This window comes from Devosia psychrophila, from assembly GCF_000971275.1.
Taxonomy (GTDB): domain Bacteria; phylum Pseudomonadota; class Alphaproteobacteria; order Rhizobiales; family Devosiaceae; genus Devosia; species Devosia psychrophila.
In genome coordinates this window covers 22,063-41,599 of sequence record NZ_LAPV01000073.1, presented here as the reverse complement: position 1 = coordinate 41,599, position 19,537 = coordinate 22,063, and the positions used below count along the sequence as shown (strand labels likewise).

Sequence of the window (19,537 nt, the reverse complement as noted above, 5' to 3'; positions counted from 1 at the left end):
CGAGCTCGTCTGGCGCACACGCTTCCAGACCAGACACGATGCCGAACAGGCCATTGCCCGCTACATCGACGGCTTCTACAATCCTGTGAGGCGACACTCCGCCCTCGACTACCAAAGTCCTGTGCAGTTCGAAAACCGGGCACTTAAATGAGCTAATGCCTCTCCATTAAAGCGGGGCAAGTCCACGTAAGAAACGCTCATGCCAGGCTGCATGGCGTCTTCAACCAGCCGCATCTTCTCGGCGACGGACCCGCGCCGGCCGCGCTGCACGGAGGTGATGACTTCGACCCGCCGAAGCGGCTCATCGGGGTTCTTGGACATAGTCGTACTCATAGGCGCATGCCTATGCCTTATCGGCTATGCCGACTGTCCGGTCAAAATGGGGTGCGCTCTAGTTTCTGCCATTTGGTATCGAAACGCGAGATCCTGAAAGCTGCCATTGGTCAGCCACCGCAGGTGTTGTCGTGTTGTCTGTCATCACTTCTTTCCTACTGAGGTTCGAGTGTCAGCGCGACTTCGGGGTGCGATCCCAGCAGACGAGGTGCGTATTCAGCCGGGCGCTGAGAGACGAAGTCGATGAAGAGTCGCACCCGTTCGGTTCGCCGGATTTCGTCTTGCGAAAGAATCGACAATGCGCCGGGAGATCCGTTGAGCGTTCCGGGCGCACGCGCAGACCCGGCTCTGCGTTCCACGAAGCGGGACAGTGAAACCCACCCCCAGTCCCTGGCGAAGGGCAGCAAGGGACTTCGCCGCAGCGCCCATTCAGAAACAGGTCCAGTGCTTTGCTCACCCATCGCGCGTGAAACAAACGTTTCGTTGTGTTTGAGAAAAGATGAAAGTGGGTTTTCTTCGGTTCGCCCAGGCCTAAGCTGATGGAGATTGCAGCTTAAGGAAAAAATGTCATGAGCTTGGAACTCGCGCCGTCCTTCAAAGAATATGAGGCGGAAAGAGTTAGTGCTCTGAAATTGCCGGAACGGGCGGCGATTGCCTCTCCAAACGTCCGGCAGGCCGACATCGACCTGCTGAGCAAGGCGCCCCTGGACTTCATCGACACCACCCATTTCGATACCGTGCGGTTTCCACCGCCAGATTGGGCCGTAGAGCGCTTCAGCCGAGCTGCCGAGGACGGGTCGCTGGCCTATACGGGTTACCGCGGCAATCCCGAAGTGCTCGACGAGGTGGCCCGCAATGTCAGCAAGCTCCTGGGCATTCCGGTCGACCCCCGCAAGAACCTGATCCTGACGCCCGGTACGCAAGCTGCCTTGTTTGGGGCGCTTTCCGCCCGCATCAACAAGGGCGACCGGGTCGTGGTGATGGACCCCGATTACCTGTTCACAGCGCGTATCCTGCGCTTTCTTGGCGCCGACATCGGCTACGTGCCGCTGCAGCTCGATGCAGAGGGGCATTATGCGCCCGACCTGCAAGCGCTGGAGGCCGAATTTGCCGACCACAAGGCGCGCCATTTCATCTTCTCTCACCCCAACAATCCGACTGGCGCGGTCTATTCGCGCCAGACCATTCAGTCGATCGCGGCCCTGGTGCGCCAGTACGGCGTCTCAGTGGTGGTGGACGAGCTCTATGCGCGCCTGACCTATGACGGCACCGAATTCGTGCATCTGGCGGCCGAAGCGGGAATGATGGAGCAGACGGCTACGCTGCTCGGGCCCAGCAAGACCGAGTCGTTGAGCGGCTATCGCCTCGGCGTGCTGGTCGGAAACGAGGCGTTGATCCGGGGCGTCGAAAACATCATGTCCATCACGGCCCTGCGTGCGCCGGCCTATGCCCAGCATGTGCTGAGCGGCTGGCTGGCAGACGACGCCGAGTGGCTGGTCAGCCGGATCGATAAGTTCAAGGCGCTCCGGGAGATGACCGCCACGGCGCTCAGTTCGCTGAACTGGCTGAAGCTGCATCCGCAGCAGGGCACGGCTTACCTGTGGGCCGATGTGTCCGCGCTAGGCTTGACGGATGCCGAGGTCGCCGCGGCCTTGCTGCAGCAGGCGGGGGTGTTGATCAGCCCGGGCTACCAGTTCGGGCCGAGTGCGGCAGGGCATTTCCGCGTGTGCTATGCGCGCGATGAAAAGAGCTGGGCCGAAGCGCTCAAGCGCATGGTCAGCGTACTCGGCGATCTGGCCGCGCGAAAAGGCGGGCTGGACCAGGCATGATCCAGGCGGTCCCTCCAGCGGGCGCGGAAGCGATAGAAACTTCAGGTTCCGGCTTCGCGTCATTGGAGGCCAAGTTCCATACCGTCGATAGCGTCGTCAATGCGCTCAAGGGCATTTCCTGTTCGGTTCGAAAGCGGGAATGCTTCGCGTTCGTGGGAGAAAGCGGCAGCAAGACCAAGGCCGTGCTCTCAATCCTGCGGCTGACCCAGTCGCCGCCGGGCATATCGCCGACGGCGGCACTTCGTTCATGGGAACGGACCTGCTCAAGCTCCCCACCTTTTTATTCGCACGTTCCAGACGCCGGTGGCCGCTGGCGCCTTGCGAATTTGCTCGCCTGAACTTCCCAAGTCGATGCCGGAGTCCGTTCATGGACAAGATACAACTGATGATCTGCGCGCCGTTCGAAGCTGAGCTTGTGGAACGCATTCGCGCCGTGGCGCCGGACCGCGTCGAAGTGTCCTATGAGGGCGATCTCTATCCGCCGCTGCGCTATTCCTGCGACCACAAGGGTGTGCTGACCTTCAAGCGAACCGAGGAGCAGACTGCGCGCTGGCGGGCGAACCTGGAAAAGGCGGAAGTCCTGCTGGATTGCCCCATCCCCAAGGAGATGCCGGGCGATTTGGTCCATCTCAAAAACGCCAAGTGGATCCAGTTCACCTCCAGCGGCATCGGCGAATTCGTCAAGCGCTCGGGCATGGACAAGTCCGACCTGCTGCTGACTACCGCGCGTGGCGTACATTCAGGTCCGTTGGCCGAATGGAGTTTCATGGCGCTGCTGATGTATTTCAAGAAGTTCCGCTTCCTCGAGGCCGAGCAGAAGGCGCATCGGTGGGAGCGCTATTGCGACGAGGAAGTGGCCGGCCGCACGCTGGTGACCATTGGCGCCGGCGATCTGGCGCGCGGCGTTGCCGTTGTGGGTCGTGCTCTGGGTATGCGGATCGTCGCCGTGACGCGCAGCCCGGACAAGCCGCGCGAACATGCCGATATGTTCGACGAAATCCATGGCGTGTCCGAACTCCACCGGCTGTTGCCGCAGGCCGACGCGATCGTGTGCACGGTTCCGCATACCGACGAGACTGAGAATATGCTGGATCGCACCGCGATTTCGCTGATGCGTCCGGGCGTCGCATTCATCAACACCGGTCGCGGCAGCACGATCGACGAAGTGGCGATGATCGAGGCGTTGCGTAACGGCAAAATCGGCTTTGCGGCAATCGACGTCGCCCAGATCGAGCCGCTGCCGGCGTCGAGCCCGCTGTGGGACATGCCTAATGTCATGATCAATCCGCACTCGGCGAGCACCGTGACAACGGAGAACGCCAAGATCACCGACATTTTCTGTAAGAACCTTGCACTCTATCTGCGCGGCGAGCAGGCAAAAATGTCCAACATTTTCGACAAGCAGCTTTTGTACTGACGAGCGATGTCCGGCCTGATCAAGGGAGATTAGAATGTGCGATTCAAACAATACCGAGAAACTGACTATCGTGATCGCGTCGCCGCTCGAGGACGAGTTCGTCGACCGCATCAGGGCTTTCGACCCAGACCGTTTCGACGTCGTCCATGATGCCGATCTGCTGGCCAAGCCCCGTTATGTCGCCGATCACAACGGCGCTCCGCGGACACTGACGCCAGAGCAGCAGACCCGTTGGGCGGCCTTGCTGCGGAGCGCCGACATCCTGTTCGATTTCGATCGCCTCGATCCAACAAATCTACCGGCCAATGCGCCCAAGCTGCGCTGGGTCCAGGCGACCAGTGCGGGGATTGGCGAATATCTGAAGCGGACCGGCCTCGAGAACAGCGATATCGCGTTCACGACCGCATCGGGCGTGCATGCTCGACCACTGGCTGAGTTCACCATGCTCGGCCTGCTGTATTTCTTCCGCGACGTGCAATATCTCAACACCATGAAGCAGGCCCATCACTGGGAGCGCTATACGACGCCCGGTCTCGACGGCGCCCGCGTGCTAATCGTGGGCCTGGGCTCATTGGGTCGCGAGGTTGCACGCGATTGTGCCCGCTTCGGCGTGGAAGTGTGGGGGGCGCGGCGGAGCGTCGGGGGCGAGTTGCCCGAGGGTGTCAGCCGGCTGGTCGACCAGCGCCAACTGCTCGACGTGTTGCCGGAAGTCGATGCGCTAGTGCTGGCCTGTCCGCTGACCGACGAAACCCGGCTCCTGATCGATCGGCCGCAGGTGGAGGCGCTCAAGCCGGGCGCAGTGATCGTGAATATCTCGCGCGGCGGAGTTATCAATGAGGCGGCCATGATCGAGGGTCTGACGTCGGGCCGCATCAAGGGCGCCGCGCTCGATGTCTTTGAGGTCGAACCTTTGCCCAAGGAGAGTCCGATATGGGGCCTTCCCAACGTGCTGATTTCCCCGCATTCCGCCAGTACGGTGGCCGCCGAGAATGGCCGCATCGTCGATATTTTCATCAACAATCTGGGCCGCTTCACGCGGGGCGAAATGCTGCGCAATCAGTTCGACAAGGCGCGCGGCTACTGAGCCAGCGCCTTCGCCGCATCCGCAACCGTACGGCCTATCCCTGAGGATTCCATGCCCGTCGAACTCGTCGATGAAAAGACCGCGACATCCCGGCCCGTCTATCTGGTCGGTCACAACAAGCAGGGTTCGGCGGGGTTGGATCCGTTCGCGGTGAACTGGATGAACGCAAACGACTTCAACGGCGCGGCGGGTTCCAGCCTGATGGTGCCGGGCGAAGGCGGGAGCGTCGTTGCCGCGTTGCTCGGGATGGGAGATAGCAAGGCTGCCCTTTCGGCCGGCGCGCTTGCAAGGCTCCTTCCGGAGGGCGACTGGCATCTGGCGACGCCATCGGAATGCGGCGATCTCGTAGCGCTCGGACTGGTCCTCGGGGGCTATGCGTTTACGCGCTATGGCAAGAGGGCAGGGCGTGTCCTGCGGATCAACGTTGCCGGCGCCAATGGGGCCAATGCTCGGCGGATTGCCGCGGGCGTTTTCCTGACGCGCGAGCTGATCAATACGCCGACCAACGACATGGGCCCCAGCGAGCTTGAAAAGGCCGTCCATGATCTCGCTTCAGTGCATGGCGCCGCCGTCTCCGTCATCACCGGCGATGACCTGCTCGCCAAGAATTTCCCCATGATCCATGCGGTCGGCCGGGCCGCGGCGGACGCGCCGCGCCTGGTCGACATGACCTGGGGGCCGGAAAGCGCGCCGAAGGTTACGTTAGTCGGCAAAGGGGTGTGTTTCGATACCGGGGGCCTCGACATCAAGCCACCGAGCGGCATGCTGCTGATGAAGAAGGACATGGGCGGCGCCGCCAATGTGCTGGGCCTGGCCTCGATGATCATGGCCGCGCGGCTCAACGTGCGGTTGCGCGTGCTCATTCCTGCCGTCGAGAACTCGATCTCCGCCAACGCATTCCGGCCGGGCGATATCCTGACCAGTCGCAATGGCATCACGGTCGAGATCGGCAATACCGATGCCGAAGGCCGGCTGGTGCTGGCCGATGCATTGGCGTTGGCCGATGAAGAGCGGCCAGAATTGCTGATCGACATGGCGACGCTGACCGGCGCCGCGCGCGTCGCTCTCGGTCCGGACCTGCCGCCATTCTACACCGATGATGAGGCGCTGGCCGCCCAGATTGCCGCCGCATCGGTCGCGGTGGAAGATCCGCTGTGGCGCATGCCGCTCTGGAGCCCCTATGACGCCAAGCTAAACTCCAAGATCGCCGACATCAACAATGTCACGAGCGACGGCTTTGCCGGTTCGATCACTGCCGCCTTGTTCCTGCGCCGCTTCGTTGAAAAGACCACGGCCTGGGCGCATTTCGATATCATGGCCTGGAATCCCGAGGTACGCTCGCATGGCCCGTTTGGCGGCGAGGCCCAGGGCATTCGCGCGCTGGAACGGATCATTTCGTCCCGCTACGCCTGAAGGAAGACACCGTGGGATACATAGTCGACGCCTGTGCCCGCCAGGGTTTTGCCCTGCAGGTCATCGCGCCACGGGGGCTTTACCGCCCAGCGATCCGTCACGGCGATATGCTGTACTTGAGCGGACAGGTGTCGCGCCTGGGTGAGGAGACCATTGCTGGCCCGGCCCTAGCCAGCGACCCGGAGCGGGGGCGATTGGCGGCGCGTACGGCGGTCTTGCGGGCGCTGAGTGTGTTGGACTCCATCCTGGGTCCCGATGAGCACGTGCGTGTTCTCAAGCTGACTGGCTACGTCATGAGCGAACCGGATTTTACCGGTCATAGCGCCGTCATCGATGGCGCGTCTCAGGTCCTCGTCGCAGTATTGGGCGACGATAGGGGCGCCCATGCGCGCACGGCGATCGGCGTCGCCTCCCTGCCGAGCTCAGGCATGGTCGAGCTCGATCTAGTCTGCGCCATCGAGCGGGACTAGGGCTTTCAGTCGGACGAGCCGGCCGAGGCCACTTCATCCAGAAAGGCCCCGATCGTGCGCAGGCTATTGCTGGCACGCAGCCACACAAGGCCGATGTGCCGGGCAAATTCCGGATTGGGGATGATGGTCTTGGTCAGCCGAATGCCTTCGGGCCATGGCGGTGCCCAATCGGGCACGAGCGAGACGCCAAGCCCGCTGTCCACCATCACCGCGATCGCCTCGAGGGCATCGAGTTCGAAGCGGTCCTCGGGCACGATGTCCAGGTATCGCAGGTAGTTTTCGGCCAGCCGCCCGCCCCAGTGATTACGGTCATAGCGGATGAAGGGTTGGGTGGAGAGCAGTTCGCGCGGGTCCTCCATGGCCAGCGACTCGGGTCGGATCAGCAACAAGGGCTCGGTGCGGATGGGGCGCCAGTCGCAGGTTTTCGGCATGCGAAACGGCGGTGCCACGATGATCGCGGCGTCGAGATCGCCATCGACGACGCGCTCGTACAGGTCCATCGATGTGCCTGGCGCAACAAAGATATTGAAGTTTGGATGTGTGGCGTGCAACCCGCGCATTGCCCTTGGCAGGATGCCAGTCATGGCAGTTGAGACGGCGCCGAGCCGCAATTCTCCGGATTCCGTGTCAGCCAGCGCGACCTGGCGCAGTTCGCGAATGCCTTGCAGCAGCACGCGAGCCTTGGCAAAGACAGCGACGCCAGCCTCGGTCGGATGAACCCGACGTCCCACCCGCGTCACCAGGGCGATGCCGAAATCTTCTTCAAGCACCCGCAGCCGTTGTGCCACCCCCGCCGCGGTCAGGTTGAGCCGACGCCCGGCCTCTGCCATCGAGCCGAATTCGACTACGGCGACGAAGCTTTCAAGAAATCGGGTGTCCATGGACTGTCCGGGCTGGGTCGATCACGCTGCCAATTTATCTTCTCGGTCGGCAAGAAGATAGTTTCTCTTGAAATTGCGCATTCAGGCGAGCTGGCCCAGCAGCCACCTCCGGAACAGCTTGACCCGCGGCAATTCGCTTTTTGCGGCGGAGGTGATGAGATAGTAGGCGCCCGGGCCAGCAATGCGGTCGGTAAACGGGGTCACCAGAGTGCCGCTGCGGAGGTCGTCCTCGATCAGGAAGGTCGGTAGCAAAGCCACCCCTAGACCGGCTACTGCGGCCTGGATCACCATGAAGAAGTGTTCGAGGGTAGGCCCCCATTGCTGGTCTTCCCGATGGGCGCCAACGGACCGGAACCAATGATCCCAGCTGTTGGGCCGTGTCGAGTGGCGGATCAGGCGATGATAGCGGAGCGAGTCGTAGCTTATGATCGGGTGTTCGCCCTGCATGAGCTTGGGGCTGCAGACGACCTGGATTTCCTCACCCATGAGCGGATCGACGATTGCGTCTTTCCATTCGCCATGACCAAAGCGGATAGCGACATCGATGCGCTCCTTGGTGAAGTCGAGTTCGCCGTCGCTAGAGATAATGTTCAGCGAGATCTCTGGATGTGCCTCCTGGAAGGACGGCAACCGTGGCACCAGCCAGCGCGTGCCGAATGTGGGCAGCATGCCGATGGTTAGCGTACCTTTGCCCTCCTTGGATGAGATTAGCTCAACCGTACCGGCCTCGATTAGGTCGAGCGAGTCGCGAACCAGTTCATTGTAGAACCGCCCCTGGTCAGTCAGCTCGATGCGGCGGCTCTGCCGGGTGAAGAGGGGAACCTGCAGGTATTCCTCCAAGCTTCGCACCAGGCGGCTGGCCGCGCTCTGGGTCACATTCAGCTCCTCGGCCGCGCGGGTAAAGCTGTTGTAGCGGGCAACGGCCTCAAAGGTGCGGATGGCGTTGAGCGATGGGAGGAGGCGGCCGCGCATGGCGATCATTCCTTCAAGTCATGGAAGAGCAATCTTTATGCGCCTTGTGAGCTTACGCCAAGAGGATAGCTTTTTGAAACGGGCCTTTCTTGTGAAGGCGGTCTTCCGCTCCTGAACCTTGTTCGGGCTGTGCAGTAAATTTGGATCGAGAGCACGATGAATTCGTTTGAGATCGGGCGGGAACTGACCGCAGTCACCATGGGGATTGACGCGTTCGTGCGTGGCCAGCCGGCGGAAGGCAGCCTGCTGGGCGGCGAGGGCCTGGTGCCGATTTATCTGGGCAATGGCCTTGTGGACGGCAAGACCTATGCCGACCACGACGCCATCCGTGCCGACATCGCGACACTCGACACCGAGACTGCGGCGCTTCGGGCAGGGCCACGGCAGGTATTCCTTCAAGGCATGCTCAAATCGCTGCGCGTGACGATCAAGATGTTGTCGGGCGCCAGCCCGTCGTTCGAGGAGAAGGTGACCGACCTTGTCGGCGCTCCGGCGGGTCGCGAGGATGCGGCGTTGATCGAGGATGCACGCAGCAAGGTCGATATGCTGCTGCGCAAGTCCGGCTTCGTCAATGGCTCGCTCGGCGAGCGGGTCCAGGCCTGGGAAGAGGCGCGCGCGGTGCCCGCCGAGAATATCGAAACGGTGTTCCGCGAACTGATGGCCGACGCCAAGACGCGCACCGACAAACTGATCTTCGATACCGGCGATTACGACATGGTGCTGAACCCGGTGCGCGGTATGTTTTACACCGCCCGCTGCTCGTTCGATCAGGGCAAGATGGATCTCAATTTTGACCTCAATTTTACCCGCGCAGCGCTGAAGCATCTGGTGTGCCACGAGGTTTATCCTGGGCACTCCACGCAGTTGCTGTCGACCAGGAAAGCATTCGACGAGGGCAGGGCGCCGGCCGATGCGCTCTTGATCACCACCGATGCGATTACCGGTTGCGTCCAGGAGGGTATTGGCGACCAGGGCGCGCACCTGATCGATTTTATCGAAGATGCCGACGACGAAATCCATGTCGAACTGCGCCGCGTGCGCTCTGCCGCGCAGACCAGCGCCGCCTGGATGTTGATGGTCGAGGGCATGCCGCGTGACGATGTGGCCGATTACCTGCGCGACGTGGCGATGGGTCAGGAAGCCTGGGTGCAGGGGCGGCTGCGCATGGCGGCACACCCGTTCCGCGGGCCGTTCATTTCGTCCTATTGGGCCGGCAATGAAAGCGTGCGCCGCGTGCGCGAGCGCGTGAGCAAGGAACAGTGGCCAGTCTTCCTCGACGCGCTCTATTCCAACGCCAATAGCCCGCAAAGCCTTGAAATGTTTCCCCAAACCGTCATCGAGAAGGTCTCGGCATGAAGTTCACCATTATCGGTTCGGGCGCCATTGGCGGCCTGGCCGGCGCCTATATGACCAAGGCCGGCTACGATGTGACGCTGGTCGACCGCTGGGCCGAGCACGTTGCCGCGCTCAATGATAAAGGCATAACCATCGACGGCGTGCGCGGCGACCTGAACATCAAGGTCAAGGCGCTGACGCCCGACCAACTGTCGGGCGATCTGGGGACAGTCCTGATCGCGACCAAGTCGCAGCACACCATCGAAGCGCTCAAGCAGATCACTCCGCTGCTGACGCCTGATAGTCTGGTCGTTTCCTATCAGAACGGCTTCAACGAACCCGACATGGTGGCGGCGCTGAACGAGGCAGGCCTGCCCGGCGACAAGATCATCATGGGGTCGATCCCCAACTATGGCGGCGCGCTGGTCGATCCCGGCTATATCGAATTCGTGCATGAGGGCCCGATCCAGCTTGGCGAACTCAGCGGCGAGATGACGCCGCGGCTCAAGGAACTGGGCGACGCGCTGAGCGCGCTGACCGAAGTGCAGTATTCCGATCGCATCTGGGGCCAGATCTGGGCCAAGGAAGTCTATTCGGCGCAGGTCGTGTTCTCGGCTCTGGCCGACGCCAAGATCCGCGACACGCTGGGCGTCGAGAAATATGCCCGTACGGCTGGGGCAGTGGTCAAGGAAGCGCTGGAAATCGCCGATGCGAACGGCATCGATATCCAGGCCTTCGACTTCTTCGATCCGGCCAATTACCGGGTCAAGACTGCCGAGGACACCAAGAAGCTGCTGGCCAATATCGACCACGCGATCTGGCTCCTCAAGAAGGACCAGGACAACAAGCCGACCCACAATTTCAAGAAGAAAGGCTCGGGCATCTGGTGGGATATCGTCTACCGCAAGCGCCCGTCCGAAACCCGCGCCTTTGCCGGCAAGCTGATCGAGTATGGCAAGAAAGCCGGGGCTGACACACGGCTGAACGAGAAGCTGACCTCGATGATCTACGAGATCGAGGAGGGTAAGCGTGAGCTTGGCTTCCACAATTTCGATGAACTCGAAGCCTATGCGGCCTCCATTGGAAAGACCCTGCCATGAGCCAATCCAAGCTCGGCGTCGGATTGATCGGCGCGCATACCTGGGCCGACAAGGCGCATCTGCCCGGCTACAAGGCGCATGAGCGGGTCGAGCTGATCGCGGTGTGTGACATCGATCCCGATCGCGCCAAGGCGATGGGCGAGAAGTACGGCGCCCGCAAGGTTTTTACCGACCCGGAAAAGCTGATCGCCGATCCTGATGTGCAGATGGTGGACGTCTGCACGCCGACCCATACGCACCTGCCGCTGAGCCTGTTGGCCATCGATGCCGGCAAGCATGTGCTGTCGGAAAAGCCGCTGCATACGCTGGCCGCGCCGGCCTTCGAAGCCGCCGCCAAGGCTGATGCCAAGGGCGTGCGCACCAAGCTGGGCTTCACCTTCCGCTACTCGCCCGCCATCCGGCAGATCAAGAAGTGGATCGATGACGGCACACTGGGCGAAATCTACCACATCCATGGTTTTGAGCAGAATTCCCAATGGCTTGATCCGCAGGAGCCGCTGCGCCAGGTGACGCCAGGCGTTGATCGCACCAAGCTGATCCCGGCCTCGATCGTCGGCTATGGCTCGCACCTGATCGACCTGATGCGCTGGCTCGGCGGCGAGTTCGGCTCGGTCGCCTCGACCATGAAGAACTTCATCCCCGAGCGTATCGTGCGTGGGGAAGTAGGCCTGCAGAAGATCAAGATCGAGGACGGCGCGGTGGCGCTGGTCGAATACGCCAACGGCGCCCAGGGCTTGCTGCAGACGTCGTATGTGGCCGTGGGCAATTATCCCGGCGTCGAGCTGCGCGTTTATGGCTCCAAGGGTGCGGCCGTGGCGCGATTGATCTCGGAATTCGGCACCGCCGAGACCCTCAAGATTGCCAAGGCGGAGGCCGTAGAGTTCATTCCATATGATGTTGGCGCTGACGCACTGCCGCCCGGCACGACGCTTAATACGCCATGGCCGGAACTGTATTATCGCAATCTTGTCAGGCACTTCGTGGATGAAATCCTCGAAAACCGGCCGCAGGAATGCACCTTCTATGATGGCGCCAAGAGCCAGGAGATCGTCGATGCGATCATCACGGCCAATTTCGAGCGTCGCTGGGTCGACCTGCCGGGCAAGAGCACATGAGCGAGCGCTATGATCCCGCTATCGTCGACGAATTCCTGAGCCATTATTGGGCGTTTCATCCGGTGGATGCGACGTTCATGGGGTCCAAGGACTATGACGGGGTGATGCCGCTGGCCGGTCCGCAAATCCTGACGCGTGAGCTGGAAGGCATTGCGACCCTGCAGTCGAAACTGGAAAAAACCGAGGTCCCGCAGGGCCTTGGCGACCGGCTGGACCGTCGGATGATGCTGGCGGAATTGGCCGTCCAGCGGGCGTCCGCAACGGCGCGGCCGCGCCTACACAATCCGGCCTGGTATTCGGGCGAGGCGGCCTTTGCGATTATTTCGCTGCTGCTGCCGCAATCGGCCCCGATCCGCCACGCGAGCCTGATCGCGCGGCTGAACGGCATTTTGGCGTTTCTGAACGACGCCGCCGAGCGTCTGAATGGCGTTGCGGTTCCCAAGGGCTGGTGCCAGCGGGCGCAGCGCGAGTCGGTGGCGATGGCAGGGTTCCTCCGCACCGATATCAAGCTGCATGAAGAGTTCGCCGACGAGTGGGCCGAGCCGGCATGCCGCGCGTCGGATGCCTTCGAGAAATTTGCCAGCGTGCTGGATTTCTTGATGGACGCAAATCCGGCCTGCGGCGAGGCCCACCTATCGCTTATCATGAGTCAAACTCATGGATTGACGATGAGCCCCCGTGAGGCAATCGAGCTGGCGCAGGCCGCCTATGACCGGATGGGCGACGAACTGGTCGAGATGGCCGAGGCGATCCATCCGGCGAAAAGCTGGCAGGACATCGTGGCCGGACTGGCCGACGAGCATCCCGCCGATGCCGAAGCGGTGCACGACAGCTACTTACTGTGGGACGTGACGGCGATCGCCGCGGGCCATGATCTGGTCACCCCGGCCCAGGAATACGATCTCGACTATCGCTGGATGGCGCCCTGCTTCCGCAAGATCAGCCAACCGCTTTATTTCCTGTTCTATCGTTCGCCGCCCGGCCTCGATCCGGGGCAGGGGAGCGTTTATTGGGTCACCCCGCCCGGCGAGGATGAAGACGGGTTCCTGCGCGGCAACAATACCGCGACCGTCAAGACCATCCACTCCGTGCATCATGGCAGCGTTGGCCACCATACGCAGAACGCGCGGGCACGGGCGGCGGAGTCGCGGCTGGCACGGATCGCTGGCACCGATTGTGCGCTGGGGCTGGCATTTTTAGGCGCCGGCACGCTGATCGAGGGCTGGGCCTGTTACGTCGAAGACCTGCTGATGGAAGCCCCCGGCTTTTATACCCCGGCCGAAATCCTTCTGCTCAAACAGTATGAGCGCCGCAATGCGGCAAGCGTACTGATCGATATCAAGCTGCATATCGGGGACTGGAGCCTCGACGAAGCGATGGCCTTCTACCGTCAGGCCGGCTTTGCGCCGAGCCGCGTCGAGGGCGAAGTGGTGCGCAATTCCATGCTGCCCGGATCCCGCCTGATGTACTGGATCGGCGTCGAAGGCATCAAGACGTTGCGCCAGCGCTGGAAAGGCGACACGCTGAGTTTCCACGATGCCCTGCTGAGCTATGGACACGTGCCGCTGGCGTGGATCGGCCAGGAAATGGAACGCGCGGGGCAATTGACCTGATGGCAGCATTGGCGCCGCCCTTGCTTGAAATCCGCGACCTCGTCACCGAGTTCCGCACCGAAAGCGGCATTGTCCGTGCGGTCAAGGGCGTCGACCTGACGGTCGAGGCCGGACAGACCGTCGCGGTAGTGGGCGAAAGCGGTTCAGGCAAATCGGTCACCAGCCTGTCTGTGATGCGGCTGATACCGCCTGCGATTGGCGGCATTGCCAGCGGGCAGGTGCTGTTTCGCGGCCGGGACCGCCAGGTGCGGGATTTGGCGCTGGAGCCGGAACACGCCATGCGCAAGGTTCGTGGCAACGAGATCGCCATGATCTTCCAGGAGCCGATGACCAGCCTCAACCCGACCCAAAAAGTGGGGCACCAGATCGCCGAAGTGGCGCTGTTGCATCAAGGGCTGACAAGGGCACAGGCATGGAAGCGGGCGGTGGAAATGCTGGCTCTGGTGGAAATCCCCGAGCCGGCGCGGCGCGCCGATATTTATCCCCACCAGATGAGCGGCGGCATGCGGCAGCGCGTCATGATCGCTATGGCGCTGGCCTGCAATCCGGCGCTGCTGATCGCCGACGAGCCGACCACGGCGCTCGACGTGACGGTGCAGTTGCAAATTCTCGAACTGATGCGGCGCCTGCAGCGCGAAATCGGTATGGGCATCCTGTTCATCACCCACAATCTGGGCGTGGTTGCCGAAATCGCCGACACGGTCGCGGTGATGTATGGCGGGCGCATCGTCGAGCGGGCGACGGTCGAGGACCTGTTCGACCGCCCGAGCCACCCCTATACGCGGGGCCTCCTGGCCAGCATGCCGACGGTTGACCGGGCGGCCCGAGCGGCGGGCACCGTGGCGCGACTCAAGGCCATCCCCGGCAGCGTCGTCGATCCGCGCAATCCTCCCTCGGGCTGCGACTTCAACCCGCGCTGCGCCTGGGCGATCGATGCCTGCCGCGCGGCGGTGCCCCCAATGTTCGATGTCGGCAATGGTCATGGCGCCCGCTGCATTCGCTGGAGCGAACTCGATGGCTGAGCCGCTGCTGCAGGTGAACGACCTCAAGGTGCACTTTCCCGTCGGCAAGACGCTGTTCAAGCCGGGCGTGACCGTCAAGGCGGTCGACGGCGTGAGCTTTTCGGTGGCGCGCGGTGAAGTGTTGGGACTGGTCGGTGAATCGGGATCGGGTAAGACCACGCTGGGCCGCTCTGTGCTGCGGCTGATCGAGCCCACCGATGGCTCGGTGCGCTTCAACGGCGAGGAAGTGGTCGGCATGCCGCCGGCGCAGCTCAAGGCGCTGCGCGGCCAGATGCAGATCATTTTCCAGGACCCCTATGCCAGCCTCAATCCGCGCATGAGTGTGGGTCAAACCATCGGGGAAGCGTTGCTGCTGCACCATATTGGCACCCGCAAGGATCGCGCCGAGCGGGTCGGCGACATTCTCGAAAAGGTCGGCCTGCCGCGCGCGGCGTCGGCGCGGTTCCCGCACGAGTTTTCCGGCGGGCAGCGCCAGCGCATCGGCATCGCGCGAGCGCTGGCGGTCAATCCGCAATTCATCGTGGCCGACGAGCCGGTATCGGCACTGGACGTGTCGATCCAGGCGCAGATCATCAACCTGCTGCAGGATTTGCGGCAGGAGCTGGGGCTGTCGATCCTGTTCATCGGGCACGACCTGTCGGTGATCGAGTTTCTCTGCGACCGCGTCGTGGTGATGTATCTCGGCAAGATCATGGAAACGGCGACGGCCGCCGATCTCTATGCCAATCCGCGCCATCCCTATACGCGAGCGTTGCTGGATGCGGCGCCGGTGCCCGACCCGCGCGCGCGGCGGCAGCGCATTACGCTCAAGGGCGATCTGCCCAGCCCGATCAACCCGCCTTCGGGTTGCGTGTTCCGCACCCGGTGCCCGTTCGCCATCGAGGCCTGTGCCGCCGTGGTGCCGTCGCTCGATCCCGTCGGCGAGCAGCATGCCGTCGCCTGCATCCGCGCGGGCGAGCTTAACCTGACGGAATAGATAGAGCTTTTCCGCGCCGTCCAATTCGCGTCCATATCCACCCTGTCAGCCCTGCATTTGCTCGACATAGGAGCAGTGTGGGTATTTTTTTGGGCAGTGTGGTGCCATGGCGCATGCATGAGTTAGAATGCAGGCAAAGCGGATTTTTTAGGGGATTGCTGGGTGCGGGAGGTGGCACCATGCTGGCTGTCATCAAACCGATATTTATCGCCCTGCACGAGGTCGGCGGTGAGTATCGAATCCTTCGAGCAAGGCGACGAATTGCCCGTTTGGGCGATCACTCGGCTGCTGGCGAGGGTCGAACCACAGACCGGCAGCAGCCGGCGAGGCAACTCCCGCAAGGGCAACAGGCAGAAGGACGAGATCATGACATTTAAACTGACCCGCCGAGCAGCGCTTCAGGGCATGCTTGCTGGCACCGCAGCTTTGACGACGATGCGGGCGCTCCCCGCCTGGGCCCAGGCCAAGGGCGGCACGCTGACGGTCGGCCTGACCTATGAAATCGACACCATGAACCCCTATTCGACGGGTTTCCTCGGCGATGCGCAGGCTGCCGTTATCGAGGGCTTGATCGCCCCCGATGGCGAAGCCAAGTATGTGCCCGTGCTGGCCACTGAAGTGCCGGCAATCGAAAATGGCGGCATCGTCGTGTCCGACGACGGCAAGACCATGCAGATCACCTACAAGCTGCGCGAAGGCGTCAAGTGGCATGATGGCACGCCCTTCACCTCCGCCGACGTCAAGTATACTTGGGAAGCGGTCAAGGACCCGGCCTTCATCGCCGAATCCAAGGACGGTTCGTCCGAAGTCGAGGGCATCGATACTCCCGATGAGCTGACCGTCATCGTCAACTACAACACCATCCTGCCGACCTTTGCGGCGACGCTGTTCACCTTCGGCATCATGCCCAAGCACCTGCTCGAAGGCACCGATCTCAACACCTCGACCTATAACGAGACCCCCGTCGGCACCGGTCCATTCAAGGTCAACGAGTTCGTGCGTGGCCAGTATGTCGAAACCGTCCGCAACGACGACTACTGGAAGACTGCTGAGAACGGCGACAAGCTGCCCTACCTCGACAGCATCATCTTCAAGATGATCCCCGACACCAACACCCTGATCACCCAGCTCAAGTCAGGCGAAGTGAACATGGTGGTATCGACCCCCTACAGCCAGGCCAGCCAGGTCCAGGGCATCGAAGGCATCGAAATCATCCAGGGGCCGCAGCTGAGCTGGCAGCATCTCGATTTCAACTTCAAGCGTCCCTCGCTCGCCGATCTCAACGTGCGCAAGGCCATCGCCATGGGCATCGATCGCAACGTCATCATCAAGGCGCAGGGCGGTTTCCCCAAGGCAATCAAATCCCCGGTCGTGCCGGTGTTCGACTTCTACGACGATTCCACTCCAGTTCTGGCTTTTGACGTCGCAGCGGCAAATGCGATGCTCGACGAGGCTGGCTATGTCGCCGGCGGTGACGGCATCCGCGAAAAGGATGGCGAACGCCTGTCCTACGCCTTCATGGTACAGGCCGGACGCGCCGACGACGAACTGGCCCAGCAGGTCATCATCGCCCAGCTCAAGGCCATCGGCATCGAAGCGACGGCCAACAACCAGACCGGCGTTGCCTATCGCGAAGCCCGCTACAATGGCGGCTACGACCTGATCTATGGTCGCTGGATCACCTCGGCCAACCCAGTCTACCATGACTTCTGGGGCACCGGCGGCGCCAACAACGGCCAGTCCTATTCCAACCCCGACCTCGACGCGGCAATGGCCGAATTCGAGAGCACGCTGGACCCGGCCGAGCGCAAGGTGGCAGCATCCAAATTTCAGGCCATCCTGGCCGAGGACCTGCCCACCATCTCGCTGGTCAACAATGTTGCCCTGATCGCCAAGCCGGTTGCGCTCAAGAACTTCATTCCGAACCCGACCAACATGACCAACTTCGTCGATACCGCTGCCTGGTACGTGGAGTAGTCTTCACTCCACCGATGCCCCCGGCCCTGCGCCGGCCGGGGGCATTTTTAGAAAAAGTGGACACCACTTTTTCGGTTCGAAAACGCGACAACACAAATAACTGGAGCGGCTTGTCCGCTCTGCAAAGCGGCTAAGCCGCGCTACCTGGAGGCGGCATGAGTCTCGGTTACGTTCTGCGCCGCCTTTTCAGTGCCGTTCCACTGTTGCTCGGCATCTCGGTGATCCTGTTTTCCATCATCCACCTGGCGCCCGGTGGGCCACTGGATATGTATACGGAAAACCCGGCGGTCAGTAAGGAAGCGCTCGCGCAGATCGCGGCGGCCTATGGGCTCGACCAGCCGGTGCCGGTGCAATATGTGCTCTGGCTGAAATCCATGCTCGTCGGCGATTGGGGCTATTCCATCCGCACCGGGCGGCCCGTGCTGACTGAAATCGTGTTGCGGCTGGGGCCGACCCTGGAACTGGGCGGACTGGCGCTGCTGATCTCGCTGGCCATCGCCGTCCCGCTGGGCATCATCAGCGCCGCGCGGCGCGGTTCCAAACTCGATAGTTCGCTGACCCTGGCTTCGTTTGCCGGCATTTCCATCCCGGTGTTCTGGTTGGCACTGTTGCTTCAACTGCTGTTTTCCGTGCAGCTCGGCTGGCTGCCCTCGGCGGGCTACAAATCCATCGGCGGCGGCGATTTCATGGATCGGCTGAGCCATATCGTCATGCCGGCCGCGGTGCTGTCGCTGGCGACGGTAGCAAGCTGGAGCCGGTTCATCCGCTCGGGCATGATCGACGTGCTCAACCAGGACTATATCCGCACCGCCTATGCCAAGGGCCGCTCCGAGCGCGGCGTGGTGATCCTGCATGCGCTGCGCAATGCGATGATCCCGGCCGTGACGGTAATCGCGGTGGATTTCGCCACGGTGATTTCGGGCGCAGTGATCACCGAGACGGTATTCGCCTGGCCGGGCATTGGCCGACTGTTCATGGAGAGCATGGACGGGCGCGACTATCCTATGCTGATGGGGCTGATGATGATGGGCTCGCTCGGTATCATCATGGCCAATATCATCGCCGACCTCGCCTATGCGGCGCTCGATCCGAGGATTCGTTATGGCTGAAACCGTCATCCCCCTCGCCACGATTCAGCCGCCCCAGAGCTATGGCCGGCGGGTGGTCAAGCGCTTCCTCAAGCATCGGCCGGCGGTGGCGGGGCTGGCTTTCCTGCTGTTGCTGGCGATCATCATCATGGTCGGGCCATTCCTGTCGCCCTATACCTTCGACGGGCAGGATTTTGCCCTGATCGGCTCGCCCGGACCGATGAATGCCCAGCATTGGCTGGGCACCGACGAATTGGGCCGCGATGTGACGACGCGGCTGATCTATGGCGGGCGGGTGTCGCTTGCTGTGGGGCTGGCCGGCGCCATCATCGCCACCATTGCGGGCACGCTGGTGGGAGCGCTGTCGGGCTTTTACCGTGGTTGGATCGATGCGCTCCTGATGCGCTTTACCGATGTGATGCTGTCGATCCCGACGCTGCCGCTGGTGCTGCTGCTGTCGGGCCTGTTCCGGCCGAGCCCGCCGCTGTTGGTGGCGATTGTCGGCATGCTGATCTGGATGGGCACGGCGCGCCTTGTGCGCAGCCAGTTCCTGGTGCTGCGCGAGCGCGAATTCGTCGAGGCGGCGCGGGCGCTGGGGGCAGGGGGCGCACGGCTGATGTTCCGCCACATCCTGCCCAATGCGATTGGGCCGATCACCGTGGCGGCGACGCTGGCGGTGGGTAGTGCCATCATGCTGGAATCGGCGCTGAGCTTTCTGGGTTTTGGCATCCAGCCGCCGGTGCCGACCTGGGGCAATCTGCTGAACAGCGCCTCCTCGTGGTTGAGCGTGGCGCCGTGGCTGGCCATCCCGCCGGGGCTGTTGATCCTCTGCACAGTGCTCGCCGTAAACTTCCTTGGCGATGGGCTGCGCGACGCCATGGAGCCCAAGGAATAGCTTCTGCCCTCCGGACC

General features: G+C 62.4%; 19 protein-coding genes. 16 read left to right on the top strand and 3 right to left on the bottom strand.

Going from position 1 to position 19,537, the window contains the following annotated elements:
- From WH91_RS23225 to WH91_RS05930, 7 genes are all read left to right on the top strand, one after another.
- Window positions 1-151 (top strand): IS3 family transposase (locus WH91_RS23225; protein ID WP_144408342.1); only part of this gene is annotated, 151 nt, incomplete at its 5' end.
- A 751-nt stretch (window positions 152-902) separates the two neighbouring features.
- Window positions 903-2,162 (top strand): aminotransferase class I/II-fold pyridoxal phosphate-dependent enzyme, encoded by a 1,260-nt coding sequence (locus WH91_RS05955; protein WP_046170079.1) that lies wholly within the window; start codon window positions 903-905, stop codon window positions 2,160-2,162.
- Window positions 2,159-2,500, top strand: coding sequence for a hypothetical protein (locus WH91_RS24585; RefSeq protein WP_046170078.1), 342 nt, complete (start codon window positions 2,159-2,161; stop codon window positions 2,498-2,500). Before WH91_RS05955 ends, WH91_RS24585 begins: the two co-directional genes overlap by 4 nt.
- Window positions 2,501-2,529: 29 nt before the next feature.
- Complete coding sequence (locus WH91_RS05945) at window positions 2,530-3,579, top strand: D-2-hydroxyacid dehydrogenase (protein ID WP_046170077.1); 1,050 nt, start codon at window positions 2,530-2,532, stop codon at window positions 3,577-3,579.
- Window positions 3,580-3,613: 34 nt separating this feature from the next.
- The gene (locus WH91_RS05940; RefSeq protein WP_046170076.1) at window positions 3,614-4,663 is read left to right on the top strand and encodes a D-2-hydroxyacid dehydrogenase; all 1,050 of its coding nucleotides are present in this window, start codon (window positions 3,614-3,616) and stop codon (window positions 4,661-4,663) included.
- A gap of 51 nt (window positions 4,664-4,714) precedes the next feature.
- Window positions 4,715-6,076, top strand: a complete 1,362-nt coding sequence (locus WH91_RS05935; RefSeq protein WP_046170075.1) for a leucyl aminopeptidase family protein — start codon at window positions 4,715-4,717, stop codon at window positions 6,074-6,076.
- A gap of 11 nt (window positions 6,077-6,087) precedes the next feature.
- Window positions 6,088-6,546 (top strand): RidA family protein, encoded by a 459-nt coding sequence (locus WH91_RS05930; protein ID WP_046170074.1) that lies wholly within the window; start codon window positions 6,088-6,090, stop codon window positions 6,544-6,546.
- Window positions 6,547-6,551: 5 nt separating this feature from the next.
- Here WH91_RS05930 and WH91_RS05925 read toward each other — a convergent pair whose 3' ends face one another.
- Both WH91_RS05925 and gcvA read right to left on the bottom strand, forming a co-directional pair.
- Window positions 6,552-7,427: a LysR family transcriptional regulator gene (locus WH91_RS05925; RefSeq protein WP_046170073.1), complete on the bottom strand. Its 876-nt coding sequence runs from the start codon at window positions 7,425-7,427 to the stop codon at window positions 6,552-6,554.
- 81 nt (window positions 7,428-7,508) lie between these two features.
- Window positions 7,509-8,399 carry a transcriptional regulator GcvA gene (gene gcvA / locus WH91_RS05920; RefSeq protein WP_046170086.1) on the bottom strand — a complete coding sequence of 297 codons (891 nt, stop codon included), beginning with the start codon at window positions 8,397-8,399 and terminating at the stop codon, window positions 7,509-7,511.
- A gap of 156 nt (window positions 8,400-8,555) precedes the next feature.
- Here gcvA and WH91_RS05915 point away from each other — a divergent pair, with 156 nt between their 5' ends.
- The 6 genes from WH91_RS05915 to WH91_RS05890 are packed head-to-tail and all read left to right on the top strand — an operon-like array spanning window position 8,556 to window position 15,560.
- Window positions 8,556-9,755 carry a hypothetical protein gene (locus WH91_RS05915; protein ID WP_046170072.1) on the top strand — a complete coding sequence of 400 codons (1,200 nt, stop codon included), beginning with the start codon at window positions 8,556-8,558 and terminating at the stop codon, window positions 9,753-9,755.
- Complete coding sequence (locus WH91_RS05910; RefSeq protein ID WP_046170071.1) at window positions 9,752-10,834, top strand: ketopantoate reductase family protein; 1,083 nt, start codon at window positions 9,752-9,754, stop codon at window positions 10,832-10,834. The genes WH91_RS05915 and WH91_RS05910 overlap by 4 nt, the downstream gene beginning before the upstream one ends.
- A complete protein-coding gene (locus WH91_RS05905; RefSeq protein ID WP_046170070.1) occupies window positions 10,831-11,949 on the top strand; it encodes a Gfo/Idh/MocA family protein in 1,119 nt (372 codons plus the stop codon). The genes WH91_RS05910 and WH91_RS05905 overlap by 4 nt, the downstream gene beginning before the upstream one ends.
- On the top strand, window positions 11,946-13,562 hold the full coding sequence (locus WH91_RS05900) for a DUF885 family protein (protein WP_046170069.1): 1,617 nt from the start codon (window positions 11,946-11,948) through the stop codon (window positions 13,560-13,562). The genes WH91_RS05905 and WH91_RS05900 overlap by 4 nt, the downstream gene beginning before the upstream one ends.
- Window positions 13,562-14,584, top strand: coding sequence for an ABC transporter ATP-binding protein (locus WH91_RS05895; RefSeq protein ID WP_046170068.1), 1,023 nt, complete (start codon window positions 13,562-13,564; stop codon window positions 14,582-14,584). Before WH91_RS05900 ends, WH91_RS05895 begins: the two co-directional genes overlap by 1 nt.
- Window positions 14,577-15,560, top strand: coding sequence for an ABC transporter ATP-binding protein (locus WH91_RS05890; RefSeq protein ID WP_046170067.1), 984 nt, complete (start codon window positions 14,577-14,579; stop codon window positions 15,558-15,560). The genes WH91_RS05895 and WH91_RS05890 overlap by 8 nt, the downstream gene beginning before the upstream one ends.
- A gap of 122 nt (window positions 15,561-15,682) precedes the next feature.
- Here the strand turns inward: WH91_RS05890 and WH91_RS24155 are convergent, their stop codons facing one another.
- Window positions 15,683-15,928 (bottom strand): hypothetical protein, encoded by a 246-nt coding sequence (locus tag WH91_RS24155; RefSeq protein WP_143078148.1) that lies wholly within the window; start codon window positions 15,926-15,928, stop codon window positions 15,683-15,685.
- Between WH91_RS24155 and WH91_RS05885 the strand changes: the two genes are divergently transcribed.
- The 3 genes from WH91_RS05885 (at window position 15,927) to WH91_RS05875 (ending at window position 19,520) form a co-directional block, all read left to right on the top strand.
- Window positions 15,927-17,537: a peptide ABC transporter substrate-binding protein gene (locus WH91_RS05885; RefSeq protein WP_082102017.1), complete on the top strand. Its 1,611-nt coding sequence runs from the start codon at window positions 15,927-15,929 to the stop codon at window positions 17,535-17,537. The genes WH91_RS24155 and WH91_RS05885 overlap by 2 nt on opposite strands.
- Before the next feature lie 155 nt (window positions 17,538-17,692).
- Window positions 17,693-18,646: an ABC transporter permease gene (locus WH91_RS05880; protein WP_046170066.1), complete on the top strand. Its 954-nt coding sequence runs from the start codon at window positions 17,693-17,695 to the stop codon at window positions 18,644-18,646.
- Window positions 18,639-19,520 carry an ABC transporter permease gene (locus WH91_RS05875; protein ID WP_082102012.1) on the top strand — a complete coding sequence of 294 codons (882 nt, stop codon included), beginning with the start codon at window positions 18,639-18,641 and terminating at the stop codon, window positions 19,518-19,520. Before WH91_RS05880 ends, WH91_RS05875 begins: the two co-directional genes overlap by 8 nt.
- Window positions 19,521-19,537 lie beyond the last annotated feature (17 nt).

Coding starts and splice junctions, on each gene's coding strand:
- WH91_RS05890 (WP_046170067.1), top strand. CDS start 14,577: ATGGCTGAGCCGCTGCTGCAGGTGAACGACCTCAAGGTGCACTTTCCC.
- WH91_RS05880 (WP_046170066.1), top strand. CDS start 17,693: ATGAGTCTCGGTTACGTTCTGCGCCGCCTTTTCAGTGCCGTTCCACTG.
- WH91_RS05905 (WP_046170070.1), top strand. CDS start 10,831: ATGAGCCAATCCAAGCTCGGCGTCGGATTGATCGGCGCGCATACCTGG.
- WH91_RS24155 (WP_143078148.1), bottom strand. CDS start 15,928: ATGATCTCGTCCTTCTGCCTGTTGCCCTTGCGGGAGTTGCCTCGCCGG.
- WH91_RS05895 (WP_046170068.1), top strand. CDS start 13,562: ATGGCAGCATTGGCGCCGCCCTTGCTTGAAATCCGCGACCTCGTCACC.
- WH91_RS05925 (WP_046170073.1), bottom strand. CDS start 7,427: ATGGACACCCGATTTCTTGAAAGCTTCGTCGCCGTAGTCGAATTCGGC.
- WH91_RS05875 (WP_082102012.1), top strand. CDS start 18,639: ATGGCTGAAACCGTCATCCCCCTCGCCACGATTCAGCCGCCCCAGAGC.
- WH91_RS05945 (WP_046170077.1), top strand. CDS start 2,530: ATGGACAAGATACAACTGATGATCTGCGCGCCGTTCGAAGCTGAGCTT.
- WH91_RS05940 (WP_046170076.1), top strand. CDS start 3,614: ATGTGCGATTCAAACAATACCGAGAAACTGACTATCGTGATCGCGTCG.
- WH91_RS05915 (WP_046170072.1), top strand. CDS start 8,556: ATGAATTCGTTTGAGATCGGGCGGGAACTGACCGCAGTCACCATGGGG.
- WH91_RS05955 (WP_046170079.1), top strand. CDS start 903: ATGAGCTTGGAACTCGCGCCGTCCTTCAAAGAATATGAGGCGGAAAGA.
- WH91_RS24585 (WP_046170078.1), top strand. CDS start 2,159: ATGATCCAGGCGGTCCCTCCAGCGGGCGCGGAAGCGATAGAAACTTCA.
- gcvA (WP_046170086.1), bottom strand. CDS start 8,399: ATGCGCGGCCGCCTCCTCCCATCGCTCAACGCCATCCGCACCTTTGAG.
- WH91_RS05935 (WP_046170075.1), top strand. CDS start 4,715: ATGCCCGTCGAACTCGTCGATGAAAAGACCGCGACATCCCGGCCCGTC.
- WH91_RS05910 (WP_046170071.1), top strand. CDS start 9,752: ATGAAGTTCACCATTATCGGTTCGGGCGCCATTGGCGGCCTGGCCGGC.
- WH91_RS05900 (WP_046170069.1), top strand. CDS start 11,946: ATGAGCGAGCGCTATGATCCCGCTATCGTCGACGAATTCCTGAGCCAT.
- WH91_RS05885 (WP_082102017.1), top strand. CDS start 15,927: ATGACATTTAAACTGACCCGCCGAGCAGCGCTTCAGGGCATGCTTGCT.